Source organism: Pseudarthrobacter sp. efr-133-R2A-89 (assembly GCF_030209315.1).
Taxonomy (GTDB): domain Bacteria; phylum Actinomycetota; class Actinomycetes; order Actinomycetales; family Micrococcaceae; genus Arthrobacter.
Window position 1 is genome coordinate 725,330 of the sequence record NZ_JARVSE010000002.1, and the last position, 14,754, is coordinate 740,083.

Annotated in this window: 14 protein-coding genes; 5 read left to right on the forward strand and 9 right to left on the reverse strand. The window is 67.2% G+C overall.

The window, feature by feature from the left end:
- Positions 1–7 precede the first annotated feature (7 nt).
- On the forward strand, positions 8–847 hold the full coding sequence (locus QRM95_RS06140; protein WP_285246912.1) for a class I SAM-dependent methyltransferase: 840 nt from the start codon (positions 8–10) through the stop codon (positions 845–847).
- Positions 848–849: 2 nt separating this feature from the next.
- Entirely contained in the window at positions 850–1,281 is a 432-nt protein-coding gene (locus QRM95_RS06145; RefSeq protein WP_285246913.1) for an SRPBCC domain-containing protein, read from the forward strand.
- Positions 1,282–1,453: 172 nt separating this feature from the next.
- On the opposite strand, the gene QRM95_RS06150 is transcribed toward QRM95_RS06145, so the two are convergent.
- The 5 genes from QRM95_RS06150 to QRM95_RS06170 form a co-directional block, all read right to left on the reverse strand.
- Positions 1,454–1,732, reverse strand: a complete 279-nt coding sequence (locus tag QRM95_RS06150; RefSeq protein ID WP_285246914.1) for an HPr family phosphocarrier protein — start codon at positions 1,730–1,732, stop codon at positions 1,454–1,456.
- Positions 1,733–1,799: 67 nt separating this feature from the next.
- Positions 1,800–3,896, reverse strand: coding sequence for a PTS fructose transporter subunit IIABC (locus QRM95_RS06155; protein WP_285246915.1), 2,097 nt, complete (start codon positions 3,894–3,896; stop codon positions 1,800–1,802).
- A 2-nt stretch (positions 3,897–3,898) separates the two neighbouring features.
- On the reverse strand, positions 3,899–4,921 hold the full coding sequence (locus QRM95_RS06160) for a 1-phosphofructokinase family hexose kinase (protein ID WP_285246916.1): 1,023 nt from the start codon (positions 4,919–4,921) through the stop codon (positions 3,899–3,901).
- Positions 4,918–5,724: a DeoR/GlpR family DNA-binding transcription regulator gene (locus QRM95_RS06165; protein ID WP_285246917.1), complete on the reverse strand. Its 807-nt coding sequence runs from the start codon at positions 5,722–5,724 to the stop codon at positions 4,918–4,920. Before QRM95_RS06165 ends, QRM95_RS06160 begins: the two co-directional genes overlap by 4 nt.
- Positions 5,725–5,950: 226 nt before the next feature.
- Positions 5,951–6,208 carry a DUF6458 family protein gene (locus QRM95_RS06170; protein WP_285246918.1) on the reverse strand — a complete coding sequence of 86 codons (258 nt, stop codon included), beginning with the start codon at positions 6,206–6,208 and terminating at the stop codon, positions 5,951–5,953.
- Positions 6,209–6,381: 173 nt separating this feature from the next.
- On the opposite strand from QRM95_RS06170, the gene QRM95_RS06175 reads away from it, so the two are divergent.
- The 3 genes from QRM95_RS06175 to QRM95_RS06185 all read left to right on the forward strand — a co-directional run bounded on the left by QRM95_RS06175 (position 6,382) and on the right by QRM95_RS06185 (position 10,430).
- Positions 6,382–6,999, forward strand: coding sequence for an alpha/beta hydrolase (locus QRM95_RS06175; protein ID WP_285246919.1), 618 nt, complete (start codon positions 6,382–6,384; stop codon positions 6,997–6,999).
- A 194-nt stretch (positions 7,000–7,193) separates the two neighbouring features.
- Positions 7,194–7,931: an HAD family hydrolase gene (locus tag QRM95_RS06180; RefSeq protein ID WP_285246920.1), complete on the forward strand. Its 738-nt coding sequence runs from the start codon at positions 7,194–7,196 to the stop codon at positions 7,929–7,931.
- Between the two features lie 153 nt (positions 7,932–8,084).
- Entirely contained in the window at positions 8,085–10,430 is a 2,346-nt protein-coding gene (locus QRM95_RS06185) for a glycoside hydrolase family 65 protein (RefSeq protein WP_285246921.1), read from the forward strand.
- A 57-nt stretch (positions 10,431–10,487) separates the two neighbouring features.
- Here QRM95_RS06185 and QRM95_RS06190 read toward each other — a convergent pair whose 3' ends face one another.
- From QRM95_RS06190 to gcvH, 4 genes are all read right to left on the reverse strand, one after another.
- Positions 10,488–11,798: an MFS transporter gene (locus QRM95_RS06190; RefSeq protein WP_285246922.1), complete on the reverse strand. Its 1,311-nt coding sequence runs from the start codon at positions 11,796–11,798 to the stop codon at positions 10,488–10,490.
- 69 nt (positions 11,799–11,867) lie between these two features.
- Positions 11,868–12,881: a lipoyl synthase gene (gene lipA, locus QRM95_RS06195; RefSeq protein ID WP_285246923.1), complete on the reverse strand. Its 1,014-nt coding sequence runs from the start codon at positions 12,879–12,881 to the stop codon at positions 11,868–11,870.
- Positions 12,882–12,959: 78 nt separating this feature from the next.
- Complete coding sequence (gene glyA / locus QRM95_RS06200; RefSeq protein ID WP_285246924.1) at positions 12,960–14,282, reverse strand: serine hydroxymethyltransferase; 1,323 nt, start codon at positions 14,280–14,282, stop codon at positions 12,960–12,962.
- Positions 14,279–14,662, reverse strand: coding sequence for a glycine cleavage system protein GcvH (gene gcvH, locus QRM95_RS06205; RefSeq protein WP_018763959.1), 384 nt, complete (start codon positions 14,660–14,662; stop codon positions 14,279–14,281). The genes glyA and gcvH overlap by 4 nt, the downstream gene beginning before the upstream one ends.
- Positions 14,663–14,754 lie beyond the last annotated feature (92 nt).

The following is a 14,754-nucleotide window of genomic DNA, read 5'->3' on the forward strand; positions in this document are numbered from 1 at the left end:
CGCGGACATGAACGACCAGGCAGCGGCGGAGGCGGACCGGCAACTCAAGGCAAAGCACCGGGCCATGTGGGCGTCGGGGGACTACCCGGCGCTCGCGGACGAAATGCTCCTGGAACTGGGTGCCGTGCTGGTGGAGGCATGCGGCATCAAGCCGCGGCAGCGCGTCCTCGATGTTGCGGCAGGGACCGGCAACGCTGCCATTCCGGCTGCCATGATGGGCGCCAAGGTAGTGGCCAGTGACCTCACTCCGGAACTCTTTGACGCTGGCCGCAAGGAGGCGGCGAACCGGGGCGTCACCCTCGACTGGAGGGAGGCCGACGCCGAAGCCCTGCCCTTTGCCGATGAGGAGTTCGACACCGTGATGAGCTGCATCGGTGTGATGTTCGCGCCGCACCACCAGGCCGCCGCCGATGAACTGCTTCGCGTCTGCAAGCGGGGTGGCACCATCGGGCTGCTCTGCTGGACGCCGGAAGGGTTCATCGGGGAACTGTTTGCCGCCTTGGGACCCTTCGCGCCGCCGCCCGCGCCCGGTGCGCAGCCCGCCACGCTGTGGGGGAGCGAGGAACACCTCCGCGAACTCCTGGGGGACAGGGCCGCCGGTATCCGCACCCGGAAGCAGAACCTGGCCGTCCGGAGCTTCCACCAGCCGGCGGACTTCGTCAGGTACTTCAAGTCGCATTATGGCCCCATGATCTCCGTATACAAATCGCTGGCCGATGACCCGGACAAGGTCAAAGCCCTGGACCGGGCGCTCACGGACCTGGCGGACTCCTACGGGGATGCGCACGGCGACATCCCGTTCCAAATGGACTGGGAATACCTGGTCTTCACCGCGAGGAAGGATTGAGCATGGCCGGAAACCACGTGGCAACGTCAGTCACCATTATCGACGCCCCGCCGGACCGTGTATGGGAGGTGATCACCGACCCCGCGGCGGTGAAGGAGTTCATGTTCGGAGCCACCCTGCAGACGGACTGGAAAGTTGGCAGCCCCATCATTTGGCAGGGCGAGTGGGAAGGGAAACCGTACCAGGACAAGGGCGAGATCCTGGCCGTGGAACCTGGGCGGAAATTGGTCCACACCCACTTCAGTCCGCTGTCCGGCCAGCCGGACGAGCCCGAAAACTACCACACGCTCGAATGGACCCTGGAGGACCAGGACGGCACCACCCGGCTGGCCTTGGCCCAGGACAACAACCCCAGCGAGGAAGCTGCCGCCCACTCCCAGGCGATGTGGGACAAGCTGGTGGCGGACGTGAAGGCCATCGCCGAACGCGGCTGACTCCGGGCCCCACTGGGTCGCAGTTGTTGTCGTTTTGGGCGTTCAAAACGACAACAACTGCGACCTGCTTGGGTGGGGTGGCGCTTAAAGCCAAGCGGCCGCCGTCGGGCACCCCTCGCTGGGGGGAGCCCGACGGCGGCCGCCGGCTGTGTGCTGCCAGGCAGCGTGGCTGCTACTCGGCGTCGTGATCCGTTTCCAGGATCTGCACCAGGCGCTCCAGGGCGTCGTCCGCACCCGCGCCCTCGGCGCGGAGGACCACCACGTCACCGTGCGAGGCGCCCAGGCTCATGAGGGACAGGATGCTGGCGGCATCCATTGCTTCCTCTGCCGGCTCTCCCTCACGGGCGATGGTGATCTCCAGGTCGAACTCGCCTGCCGCCTCAGCGAAGATGGCGGCGGGGCGTGCGTGCAGGCCCACTCGGCTGGCGACGGTTGCGGTGCGTTCTGGCATTGTTGCTCCTTTGTCGTTCGGCGTGCTGACGTTTCAGCGCCGGGAGGATAGGTGGGTCGGGGCCGGCTTAGACGGTTACGGGAACCGGTTCAACCGTATCAACGGTCTTCTTGACTGCCCAGCGTTTGAGGGCGATCACGGACAGGGCCGTAACTACCGTACCGACCACGATCGAGACGACGAACATCAGGAAGTTGTCGATGGCGAAGAAGACGAAGATGCCGCCGTGCGGTGCCTTGGATCCGACGCCCGCCGCCATCGAGATGGCGCCGGTCACCGCGCCGCCGAGCATGCTGGCGGGGATGACGCGCAGGGGGTCTGCAGCGGCGAACGGGATGGCGCCTTCGGAGATGAAGGACGCTCCCAGCAGCCAGGCAGCCTTGCCGTTTTCCTGCTCTGCGAGGCTGAACAGCTTCTTGTTCAGGACGGTGGAGGCCAACGCCATGGCCAGCGGGGGAACCATGCCGGAGGCCATGACCGCGGCCATGATCTGCCAGGGTGCCTGGTTGTCGATGGTTGCTGCCCCCAGGCCGGCGACGGCGAAGGAGTAGGCAACCTTGTTGACGGGACCGCCGAGGTCGAAGCACATCATCAGGCCCAGGATCACGCCGAGCGCGATGGCGCCGGCACCGGTCAGGCCGGACAGCCAGGCATTCAGGCCCTTGGTGATGGCCACGATCGGGCCGCCCAGGATCAGGAACATCAGGCCGGAGGCCACCAGCGATGCAAGCAGCGGGATGATCACCACGGGCATCAGGCCACGCAGCCAGCGGGCTACCTGCAGGCGGCCCACCACGTGGGCGATGTAACCGGCGAGCAGGCCGCCGACGATGCCGCCGAGGAAGCCGGCTCCCATGAATCCGGCCACGGCACCGGCGACGAAGCCGGGGGCGATGCCCGGACGGTCGGCGATCGCGTAGGCGATGTAGCCGGCCAGCGCCGGGACCAGGAAGCCCAGCGAGAGCGCGCCGATCTTGAAGAGCACCGCACCCAGGTAGGCGCCCAGCGGACCCCACGCGTTGTCAGGGAACTCGGTGGGCAGGTTGAACAGGCTGTTCTGGACAACGATGTTGTCCGCGTACTTGGTGATCAGGTAGCCGCCCATGAGGAAGCCGAGGGCGATCAGGAGGCCGCCACCTGCCACGAACGGGATCATGTAGCTGACACCGGTGAGCAGGGCCTTCTTGAGCTTCTGCCCGATATGCTCGCCCTTCTCCTCAGCCTCGTGCTCGGCCTGCTCCTCGGCACCGAAGTGCGGTACGCGGCGGGCGTGGGGGTTGTCGGCTGCGGCGAGTGCTTCCTGGACCATCTTGTCCGGCTCGTCGATGCCGCGCTTCACGGGGGCGTTGATCACGGGCTTGCCGGCAAAGCGCTCCTTGCCGCGCACATCCACGTCCACCGCGAAGATGACGGCGTCCGCGGCGGCGATGACGGCGGGGTCCAGTGCCTTGGCGCCGGATGAGCCCTGGGTTTCCACCTGCAGGTCTACGCCCACTTCCCGGGCGGCCGCAACGAGCGAATCGGCCGCCATGTAGGTGTGCGCGATGCCGGTGGGGCAGGCCGTGACGGCTACCAGGCGCTTGGGGCCGCGTCCGCCGGACCCGGCCGCACCGGCGGCGGGGGCGCCGGCAGCGGAGCCAGCGGCACCTGCGCCAACGCTGGCACCCACCGGTACCGCATCCGCGGGGGCGGTGGCAGCGTGCGCGGCGGGCTTGTCCGCCAGGGCCCCTTCAACGAGTTCCACGATCTCGGCCTCCGAGGAGGCGTTGCGCAGCGCTGCGGTGAAGTCCTTCTTGATCAGGGAGCGGGCCAGTTTGGAGAGCAGTTTCAGGTGCTCCTGGTCCGCGCCGTCCGGGGCGGCGATGAAGAACACGAGGTCCGCCGGGCCGTCCTTGGCGCCGAAGTCCACCTTGGGGTTCAGCCGGGCCATGGCCAGGGTGGGTACCGTGACGGCGGCCGAGCGGCAGTGCGGGATGGCGATGCCGCCGGGGATGCCGGTGGCGGTCTTCTGCTCGCGGGCGAAGGCGTCGGCGAAGAGGCCCTCGACTTCGGAGGCACGTCCGGTGGCAGCTACCTTGCTTGCCAGATGCCGGATCACCGCTTCGGGCGCGTTACCCAGGTTCTGGTCGAGCTCGACCAGTTCCGTGGTGATGAGCTGAGTCACTGTCAATCCTTTCGAAGGGCCGTGATGGTTACGGCATCCGGGGTTGTTTGGTGTACTGCCGGAACAGTGGAACCCGGCAGGGAGGCAGCGGCGGCACCGTGGGCCACCGCCTGACGAAGGCAGTCGGCCGGGGCGGATCCCCGGCCGTGGGCGAGCAGGTAGCCGGCCAGCGCGGAGTCGCCCGCGCCCACCGTGCTCACTGCGGCGACCGGCGGGTGCGTGGCCAGCCACGCGCCGTCGGCCGTTACAAGGACAGCTCCCTTGGAACCGAGAGTTGCCAGCACAGCACCCACACCGGAACGAACGACGGCGGCCGCGGCGGCTGCGGCAGCAGCCGGGTCCGCTTCCAGCTCGTCTCCGGTGGCCGGGGGAAAACCGGCGGCTGCGGCCAGCTCAGCCAGTTCTTCGGCGTTGGGTTTGAGGAGGTCCGGTTTCCCGGAACCTGGGGTTGTTGCGCCGCTGCCCGTGCCGTCGTCGGAGCTTCCGGCGTCGGTCAGGGAAGCGGCCAGGGGCGCGCCGGAGGAGTCGACGGCGATCAGGGGCGCAGTGCCATTGCCCGCCTCCCTGATCCGCCGGGCCACCATGGCGTAGAAGTTGTCCGGGAATCCGGGCGGCAGCGAGCCGGCCAGGACCACCCAGCTGGCGCCGCGTGAGCTTTCCAGCAGCAACTTGATGAGCGCTTCCTGCTGGTCGGCGGCCAGGATCGGCCCGGGTTCGTTGACCTTCGTGGTGACGCCGCCGGGTTCGGTGAGCGCCACATTGGTCCGCAGCGGCTCGTCGATGGGCAGGGAGACGAAAGGCACCCCCTGCTCGCGCAGTCCGGCCAGGACGGGATCGCCGTCCGCTCCGGGCAGGACCGCCAGGGAATCGAGGCCGGACGCCACCAGGGCGCGGGAGACGTTGACTCCCTTGCCGCCGGACTCCTGGCGGACGGAGACGGCGCGCTGCACCTCACCGCGGGCCAGTGGGCCGGGCAGGGCGACGGTCCGGTCAAGGCTGGGGTTGGCCGTGAAGGTGACGATCATGCGATCACCACGTCGACGCCGGCGTCTTCCAGGGCGGCCGCGAGTTCCGGCCCGGGTTCACTGTCTGTGATCAAGGTGTCCAGGTCTTTCAGGGAGGCGAACTGGACCAGGGTTTCCGTGTCCAGCTTGGAGGAGTCGGCCAACACCACAATGCGGCGTGCCGACTGGACGAAGGCTGCCTTGACGGCCGCTTCTTCAGGATCGGGAGTGCTGACGCCAAAGGTGGCGTGGATGCCGTTGGTGCCAATGAACGCTATGTCCGGGCGGATGCGGGCGGCGGCGTCCACCGTCGCCTGCCCCACGGCCACCTGGGTAATGCCGCGGACCCGTCCACCCAGGATCTGCAGGGCTACGCCCGGAACGTTGGAGAGTTTGCTGGCGATAGGGACAGCGTGGGTGATGACCACCAGTTCGTGGTGCGGGCCGGAGCCGTCGGACGGTTCGACGGCGGTACGGCGCGCCAGCAGGTCCGCCAGGACCTCGGTGGTGGTGCCGCCGTCCACGAGGACGCTGGCCGGCGAGTTCCGTGGAATGAGGGCCAGTGCGGCCTCCGCGATGCGGATTTTCTGGTCCGGCCGCTGGATGGCACGCTCGGTGACGCTTTCTTCGGTGGTGCTGAAGCGGTCGGCGGCCACGGCGCCGCCGTGGACCCGGCGGACAGTCCCCGCGTTCTCCAGGGCGGCAAGGTCCCTGCGTACGGTTTCGGTGGTGATGCGGAAGCGCTCTGCCAGCAGGGTCACGCTGACCCGGCCGTTGCCGGCGACAAGCTCGGCAATCTTTTGCTGGCGCTCTTCGGCGAACACGTACCCTCCGTTGCGTAGGTTCTTGCGTGACTGGCATCACATTGATGTTGAGTTACTTGACTTTATCTTTGCTTATGTTGGTTTGTCAATGGAAACCCACACGAAACAAAATCGGGTGGGAAGAACCCCTTTGGACGCGGGAAAGCCGGGCCGGACCTATGGTGGTCCAGCCCGGCTTTCCGGGTTCATGGCTTGCTCCGGACTCTCGTTCCGGGATCCGCTGTGGCTAGATGCCGCCGTCGCGGGTTTCGTGCCGGGTGATGCGCTCGCCCGTGTTGGGATCGACGACCGAGCGGGACTCGCTGACGCGGCGGCTCCGGCCCGGGGAGGCCAGGATCAGCGAGGCGATCAAGCCAATCACGCCCACGGCGATCAGGATGTAGCCCACCAGCTGCTGGTCCACGAACGGGATCAGCCCTGGAGCCACGGCCCAGGCAAGAATGGCGCCGAGGGCGATGAGGAAGATAGACGAGCCAATTCTCATGACGTGCTCCTTATAGCCGCGTCCTGTGCGGCGCTGGTAGGGCATTGCGGTGATGGTGGTGCGTATGGTGCCACTGATAAGCATGCTGTCTGTCAGGCGACACGCTACCTCCCCGCGATTCCGGATTCAATCACCGCGCCGGGGCGGCGTGCATGCCTCGCTAGGCTGGTCCGGTGGAAACAGTTGTGTGGTCCAGGCCGGAAGAGTCGCGTGCCGGCACCCCCTTGCTGGTGATGATGCACGGCTACGGCACGGACGAGTCCCGGATGGTGCGCCTCTTCGAGTACCTGCCCCAGGAGTTCACCTTCGCCGCGCTGCGCGCTCCCATGCCCATCGGCGACCACTGGGGGTGGTTCCTGCTGGACTACTTCCTGGCCAACGACTTCGCGGACGTCATCTCCGCGGCAACCTCCGTGCGGGCCTGGATCGGATCGGTCAAGGACCAGCACAGCAGCGTCACCCTGATGGGGTATTCCCAAGGAATGGCGATGGCGAGCACGCTCCTGCGGCTGCACCCCGATGACTACAAGGCCGTGGTGGGGCTGTCCGGCTTCGTGCTCAACAACGAACTCCTGTCCACGATGGACTCCTTCGACACCAAGCCGCCGTTCTTCTGGGGGCGGGACAAAGCGGACCTGGTGATCAATGAGGATGCCACCGCCTACACCGCCGAATGGCTGGCTGCGAACACCCTGCTGACGGCCCGGACCTACCCGGGCATGGGGCACGCCATGTCCAAAGCCGAGATGGTGGACGTCAGCGCCTTCCTGCGCCACTACGTGCTTCGCTGAACTCCGCCCGGTGCTGCCGGGCCCGAAAAAACAGTTGCCAGTCAAATTTGCAAGCGCTTACACTCGTCTGTGGCCATGATCGGTCCTGCAGTGGGCGGACACGGAGATGCTGCTGTGCGCGTGCGCACGGGAGCCTCCTGTGGCCGCACCGGCGGGGCCGGCTGTCCGCAGACTGAAAGGACACCGCACCGCTGATGACACACCTCACGTCACCCGGGACCACCGACTGGACCGGCGCCGCCGCAATCCTGTTCGACCTCGACGGAGTACTGACGCCCACAGCCACAGTGCATGAGCGCGCGTGGCAGGAGTTGTTCGACGACTACCTGGCCTCGCGTCCGGACGTTCCCGGGTACCGCGAAAGCGACTACTTCGACCATATTGACGGCAAGCCCCGTTTCGACGGGGTGCGGGACTTCCTTTCGTCCCGCGGTATCACCCTGCCCGAAGGCTCGCTCGACGACGACCCCGCCCACGAAACGGTCCAGGGCCTGGGCAACCGGAAGAACCGGATCTTCAACGACATCGTCAGCGCCGGCGTCGAACCTTTCGACGGCTCGGTGCGGTTCCTCGAAGCGGTGCTGGCGCGGGGACTCAAAGTCGCCGTCGTCTCGTCCTCCCGGAACGCGCCCGCCGTCCTGCAGGCGGCGGGGCTCAGCCACCACTTCCCCGTCGTGGTGGACGGTGTGGTTGCCGCGGAACAGGGCCTGCCCGGCAAGCCGAGCCCTGCCACCTACGAATACGCCGCGAAACTGCTGGACCTCTCCAGCGCCGAGTGCGTGGTGGTGGAAGACGCCGTGTCCGGCGTGCAGGCGGGACGGGCCGGATCGTTCCACTCCGTCATTGGGGTGGACCGGGGTGCCGGCCGGCAGACGCTCCTGGACGCCGGTGCCACCTTGGTGGTCAATGACCTTCAGGAACTCATCCCCTAAACCGGTGAGGCCCGATCCACCGGGCTACCGAGTCCCCACCGGGATAAGGGTGCCGCTACCCCCCCCAGCGGCACCCAACCGAGCAGCGCATTTCCCCCGAATACCTCGTGCCCGCCCCCCGCGGCACCCAGCAAGGCCAAAAGGATCCCCACCATGGCAGTCATTACCGCGGACCGCGAACGGTTCCCCGACACCCCCTGGCAACTCGTCGAAACCCGCCACGAGGCAGGTGGCGCCGGAACCCTTGAAACACTGTTTGCCCTGGGAAACGGGCACTTGGGCATCCGCGGCGCCCACTGGGCTGCGGCGGATGGCGGCCTGCCCGGCAGCTTCATCAACGGGCTGCATGAAATTTGGGACATCAAGCACGCGGAAAACGCCTTTGGGTTTGCCCGGACCGGGCAACGCATCATCTACGTTCCGGATGCCAACAACTTCGCGGTGGTGGTGGACGGCGAAAGCCTCAGCCTCGCCGAGTCCGAGGTCCTGGACTACCGGCGCGCCGTGGACTTTTCAACCGGAATCTACGAATGCCGCATCACCTGGCAGTGCCGGTCCGGGGCGACGGTAACAACCACTGAACGGCGCGCTGTCGGCTTCGAGTCCCGCGGCTGCCTCGGCATCTCGCTGGAAGTGGCCGCGGACCGTCAGGTTTCGCTGGACGTCACCTCCCAGGTCATCAACCGGCAGGACCAGCCGGTGGAGGACCATTCCGTGCATGATCCGCGCCGGTCCGGCCGCCACGCCGGGCGGGTGCTGCTGCCCGTAGGCCTTGACGGCGGCGACGGTTCGCTGCGCCTCTCGTGGGAGGCCGCAGAATCAAAGCAACGTGTGGGCCTGGCGGTGGACCACTGGACCTCTGCGGGGCACCAGCCCTTCGAAACCCTGGTGGACCAGGACGACAGCAGCGTCCGGTATGTCCTGGCAGTAGAGCCGGACGAGCCCTTCCGGCTGGAAAAGAGCGTCAGCTACGCCGCCGGCCGCCGCGTCCAGGACCCGAACGTCGATGCAGCCGCGGTGGCCGAGGAAGCCCTCCGCCCGGTGAACGAGATCTTCGCCGAGAGCATGGCCCACTACCGCGGCTACTGGGCCACGTCCGACATTGTGGTGGGCGGCGGCAGCCCGGGGCTGCAGCAGGCCATCCGGTGGAACCTCTTCCAGCTTGCCCAGGCGACGGCCCGCGCCGATGTTGCCGGCATTCCCGCCAAGGGAGTTACCGGCTCCGGCTACGAGGGGCACTACTTCTGGGACCAGGAGGTGTACCTGCTGCCCTACCTCACCTACACCAACCCCGACGGCGCGCGGCAGGTTTTGGAGTTCCGCCACGGCATGCTGCCCGAGGCAAAGATCCGTGCCAAGGAACTGAGCGTGGACGGTGCACTCTTCCCGTGGCGCACCATCAACGGACTCGAAGCAAGTGCCTATTACGCTGCCGGAACGGCCCAGTTCCACATCGCGGCCGCGATCGCCTTCGCCACCAACAGGTACCTCTGGGCCACCGGCGATGCCGCCTTCCGGGATGGAATGGGCGCCCAACTGCTCATCGAGACGGCCAGGATGTGGATTTCGCTGGGCTTCTTCGGCAAGGACGGCCTCTTCCACATCCACGGCGTCACCGGCCCCGACGAATACACGGCCGTGGTGAACGACAACCTCTATACGAACGTAATGGCCCGTTTCAACCTGCGGGTCGCCGCGGCGCTGGACCACCCGGCGATCGACGACGCCGAGCGGGATCTCTGGGAGCAGGCCGCCAACCGGATGCAACTGCCCTTCGATGAGGACCTGCAGGTGCACTCCCAGGACAACGACTTCATGACCCTGGAAGCCTGGGACTGGACCACCCCACGGTCCAAGTACCCCCTGCTGCTGCACTTCCACCCGCTGGTGATCTACCGCCACCAGGTCCTCAAGCAGGCGGACACGGTCCTGGCCATGTTCCTCCAGTGGCAGGACTTCACGGCACGGGAGAAGCAGAGGGCCTTCGACTTCTACGATCCCATCACCACCGGCGACTCCACCCTGTCCGCCTGCGTGCAGGGGATCATGGCCGCCGAGGTGGGGTATTCGAAGGAAGCCCTGGACCACTTCACCAGTGCCGCGTTCATCGACCTGGACGACACCCACGGCAACACGATCGACGGCGTCCACATCGCCTCCACCGGCGGCGTGTGGTCCTCCCTGGTGTGCGGCTTCGCAGGCATGCGGGACCAAGGGCCGGTCCCGTTCTTCGACCCGCGCCTGCCGGCGGAGTGGGATTCGCTGGCCTTCCACCTGAAGGTCAGGGGCCGGCTGCTGCTGGTCCGGCTCGCGTCCGGTTCCATCACCCTCACCGTGCAGGAAGGTGACCCCCTGGAAATTGACGTCCGGGGCCAGCGGGTCCTCGCGTCCCCGCAGGGCGTGCAGGTACCGCTGGAACCGGTGGCAGTTCCTGAACCGACGGTCTTCCCGAGCGGCCTTCCGACGGCGAGCATCCCGATAGTACGCGGCAACAGCTAGGCCCCTGCCGGGCACCCGGGTCCGACGGCGGGAGGAGACGGCGGTGCGCCGGCCGCCCTAGTCTCCTGCCGTCGCCGCCCGTTCCACCTGGAGTGCCGCGTCCAGCGGATGCGCGCGTTCATCGCGGGACATGTTGGCGGCCGCCATGGCCACCACCGCCACGACGGGGCACACGCCGCCGGCCACGAGGAAGATCAGCCAGATGGGCAGTACCTCCGCCGCCGGTCCTGCCAGCGCCATGGAGACCGGCATCAGGGCCAGCGACACAAAAAAGTCCAAGCTGGAAATCCTTCCCAGCAGGTGCGGCGGCACGCGTCTCTGGAGCAGGGTGCCCCAGATGACCATGCCGACGCTGCCGGTGGCACCGAACACGAACAGGGCTGCGCCGACCGCCCAGAAGTTGTCCATCACGCCGATCGCGGCCAGGGGAAGGCTGCCGGCACCCCAGGACACCATCATGACCGTGAGGTACCGCCGCGGCAGCCGGAAGGACGCGGTGAGCAGCGAGCCCAGGGCAGCGCCGACGCCCATGATGGCGAGCAGGAACCCGAACGCGCTTGAATCCCCGCCGAGCTGGTCGCGGACCACAAACGGGAGCAGCACCTCGATGGGGCCGATCAGGAACAGCACCGAGATGCAGGCCCACAGGAGTGTCCACAGGAGCCAAGGGGTGCGCACGGTGTAGCTGACGCCCTCACGCAAGTCCCGGATAAAGGATTGCCGACGGCGTTCCGTGCCTTCCGCCGCTTCCCCGCCTTCGCCGTGGGTGTCCGGGCGTTCCTGGGGGCGCAGGAAGTTCAGGATGACGAACGCCGCAAAGTGGCAGCCGGCAACCGCGGTCACTGCGTGCGACGGCGAGAGCGCTGCCACCAGGACGCCGGCCGCTGCGGGCCCGGCCGCCTGTTGCAGGACCGGCCGCATGGACCCTTCCATGCCGTTGGCCGCGAGCAGGTCCTCCGGCGGAAGGATGCGCGGCAGGATGGCCGAGTACGCCGGGAAGAAGAACGCCGCGCCCACCCCCAGCACGAACGCGCCCACTGCCACGTGCCACAATTCCAGCCAGCCCGCCATCGCCAGCCCGCTGACAGCGGCGATCACGGCGAGGTTGGCGCCTTCCACGGCGATGATGAGGCGGCGTTGGGGGACCCGGTCGGCCGCGATCCCGCCGGCCAGGACGAAGGCCACCAGGCCAACGCTGCCCGCCGCTGCCACCAGGGAGAGGTCCAAGGGGCCGCCACCCAGGTGGATCACTTGGTAAACCATGGCCACGGCCCACATGCCGGACCCGAAAATCGAGATGGCCAGGGCCGCGATCAGCACACGGTACTCGCGATGGGCAAAGGGCCGCAAAGCTTTGGGCGTGGGCATAGGCCAAGTTTAGGGGCGTTCCGGCCGGCTCAACCACCCTGGTTGGGCCGCCCGGAACCCCGCTCCGGATCAACCCGCCAGGAGGGTGCTGGCTTCTTGGCGGGTGGTGCCGGAGTCTTGGATGCTGTCGGCGATGTGGGCGAGTTCGGCGGGGATGTCGCGGCCTTTTTTGCGCATGGCGGTGGCCCAGAGGCGGCCGGCGCGGTAGGAGGAGCGGACCAGGGGGCCGGACATGACGCCGAGGAAGCCGATTTCCTGGGCTTCGTGCTGGAGGTCCACGAATTCCTGGGGTTTGACCCAGCGGTCCACGGGGAGGTGGCGTTCGGAGGGGCGGAGGTATTGGGTGATGGTGATCAGGTCGCAGCCGGCTTCGTGGAGGTCGCGGAGGGCTTCGGAGATTTCCTCGCGGGTTTCGCCCATGCCCAGGATGAGGTTGGATTTGGTGACCATGCCCAGGTTGCGGCCCTGGGTGATGACGTCCAGGGAGCGGTCGTAGCGGAACGCGGGGCGGATCCGTTTGAAGATCCGGGGCACGGTTTCGACGTTGTGGGCGAAGACTTCGGGGGCGGAGTCGCAGATCGCTTTGATGTGGTCGGGGTTGCCGGAGAAGTCGGGGATGAGCAGTTCCACGCCGGTGCCGGGGTTCAGTTCGTGGATCTTGCGGACGGTTTCGGCGTAGAGCCAGACGCCTTCGTCTTCGAGGTCGTCGCGGGCCACACCGGTGACGGTGGCGTAGCGCAGTTGCATGGACTGGACGGAGCGGGCCACCTTGGTGGGTTCGAACATGTCCACGGGGGAGGGTTTGCCGGTGTCGATCTGGCAGAAGTCGCAGCGGCGGGTGCATTCGGAGCCGCCGATCAGGAACGTCGCTTCCTTGTCTTCCCAGCATTCGAAGATGTTGGGGCAGCCGGCTTCTTCACAGACGGTGTGGAGGCCTTCTTTTTTGACCAGGTTCTTCAACCCGACGAACTCCGGGCCCATCTGGACCTTGGCCTTGATCCATTCCGGCTTCCGCTCCACCGGAACGGCAGCATTGCGCTGCTCGATCCGCAGCATCTTCCGGCCTTCAGGTGCCAGTGTCATCGTTGTTCCTTTGTTTTCTCGAAAGGGAGGGGGCCCGGCAGGCTCAACGACCGTTCGTTGAGCCTGCCGGAACCAGGGTCAGGACAGGGGCGCGATGCCTGGGTAGAGCGGGTGGGCTTTGGCCAGGGCCTCGACGCGGTGACGGAGCCCGGAAAGGTCCGCGCCGGCGTCGGCCGTCAATGCCTCGGCGATGATGTCCGCAACCTCCCGGAAGGCGTCCTCGCCGAACCCGCGGGTGGCCAGCGCCGGGGTGCCGATGCGCAGGCCTGAGGTGACCATGGGCGGGCGCGGGTCGAAGGGCACGGCATTCCGGTTGACGGTGATGTCGATCGCAGCCAGCCGGTCCTCGGCCTGCTGTCCGTCAAGTTCGCAGTTGCGCAGGTCGACAAGGACCAGGTGAACGTCGGTGCCGCCGGAGACCACACTGATGCCCTTTGCGGCGACGTCCGGCTGGACCAGGCGTTCTGCCAGCAGGCGCGCGCCGGCGAGCACACGTTCCTGGCGTTCGCGGAACTCTTCGGTGGCGGCGATCTTGAAGGCCACGGCCTTGCCGGCGATGACGTGTTCCAGCGGGCCGCCCTGCTGTCCCGGGAACACTGCCGAGTTGATCTTCTTGGCGATGTCGGCGTCGTTGCTCAGGATGATCCCGCCGCGCGGACCGGCGAGGGTCTTGTGCGTGGTGGAGGTGGTGACGTGCGCGTGCGGAACCGGGCTCGGGTGCAGCCCGGCGGCCACCAACCCGGCGAAGTGGGCCATGTCCACCATCAGGTACGCGCCCACGGACTCGGCAATCCGGCGGAACTCGGCGAAATCCAGCTGCCGGGCGTAGGCGGACCAGCCGGCGACGATGAGCTGCGGCTTGTGCTCCTGGGCCAGGCGCTCCACCTCGGCCATGTCAATGGTGTGGGTGTCTTCCCGGACCTGGTACGGCACCACGTTGTAGAGCTTGCCGGAGAAGTTGATGCGCATGCCGTGCGTGAGGTGGCCGCCGTGCGCCAGGTTCAGGCCCATGATGGTGTCGCCAGGCTTGATCAGGGCGTGCATCACGGAGGCGTTGGCTTGGGCTCCGGAGTGCGGCTGGACGTTGGCGTATTCCGCGCCGAACAGGGCCTTCACCCGGTCGATCGCCAGCTGCTCGATCACGTCGACGTGTTCGCAGCCGCCGTAGTAGCGCTTGCCCGGGTAGCCTTCCGCGTACTTGTTGGTCAGCACGGAGCCCTGCGCCTGCATGACGGCGGCGGCCGTGTGGTTCTCGGAAGCGATCATTTCCAGGCCGTCGCGCTGGCGGCCCAGCTCGGCGTCGATCTTCGCGGCGATCTCCGGGTCCAGCATGGACAGATCGGCGTTCAGGCTGGGTGAGGCCACCTGCTCGAAGGCGTCCACTTCTGCCGGGGCGCTCACAGCTCGCCGCCGTTTGCTGCTGCGTATTCCTCGGCGGACATGAGCGGGCCTTCCTCGGTGACGGACACCTTGAAGAGCCAGCCGGCACCATAGGGATCGCTGTTGATCAGGGCAGGGTCCGAGACCACGCCATCGTTGATCTCGGTGACCTCGCCGGTGACCGGGGCGTAGAGGTCGGAGACGGACTTGGTGGATTCCACCTCGCCGCAGGTTTCGCCGGCCGTGACGATGGAACCGACCTCGGGCAGGTCCACGTACACGATGTCGCCCAGCGCATCGGCAGCCACGGCGGATATCCCGATCCCCGCGGGCCCGGACCCGTCAACGGCCACCCATTCGTGCTCGGCGGAGTACTTCAGTTCAGCTACAACTTTTGCCATGTGTGTTTCCTTGGGTTCGTGTTTAGAAAGTGAGAAAGCGTTGGGTTGGTACCCGCAAGAAGTGAGCGGGCGTTGGGTTGGTACCCGCAAGA

What these genes read in the sequence shown, in the direction of transcription:
- QRM95_RS06140 (WP_285246912.1), top strand. Translation starts at nt 8, where the DNA reads ATGAACGACCAGGCAGCGGCGGAGGCGGACCGGCAACTCAAGGCAAAG.
- QRM95_RS06145 (WP_285246913.1), top strand. Translation starts at nt 850, where the DNA reads ATGGCCGGAAACCACGTGGCAACGTCAGTCACCATTATCGACGCCCCG.
- QRM95_RS06150 (WP_285246914.1), bottom strand. Translation starts at nt 1,732, where the DNA reads ATGCCAGAACGCACCGCAACCGTCGCCAGCCGAGTGGGCCTGCACGCA.
- QRM95_RS06160 (WP_285246916.1), bottom strand. Translation starts at nt 4,921, where the DNA reads ATGATCGTCACCTTCACGGCCAACCCCAGCCTTGACCGGACCGTCGCC.
- QRM95_RS06170 (WP_285246918.1), bottom strand. Translation starts at nt 6,208, where the DNA reads ATGAGAATTGGCTCGTCTATCTTCCTCATCGCCCTCGGCGCCATTCTT.
- QRM95_RS06180 (WP_285246920.1), top strand. Translation starts at nt 7,194, where the DNA reads ATGACACACCTCACGTCACCCGGGACCACCGACTGGACCGGCGCCGCC.
- QRM95_RS06185 (WP_285246921.1), top strand. Translation starts at nt 8,085, where the DNA reads ATGGCAGTCATTACCGCGGACCGCGAACGGTTCCCCGACACCCCCTGG.
- QRM95_RS06190 (WP_285246922.1), bottom strand. Translation starts at nt 11,798, where the DNA reads ATGCCCACGCCCAAAGCTTTGCGGCCCTTTGCCCATCGCGAGTACCGT.
- lipA (WP_285246923.1), bottom strand. Translation starts at nt 12,881, where the DNA reads ATGACACTGGCACCTGAAGGCCGGAAGATGCTGCGGATCGAGCAGCGC.
- gcvH (WP_018763959.1), bottom strand. Translation starts at nt 14,662, where the DNA reads ATGGCAAAAGTTGTAGCTGAACTGAAGTACTCCGCCGAGCACGAATGG.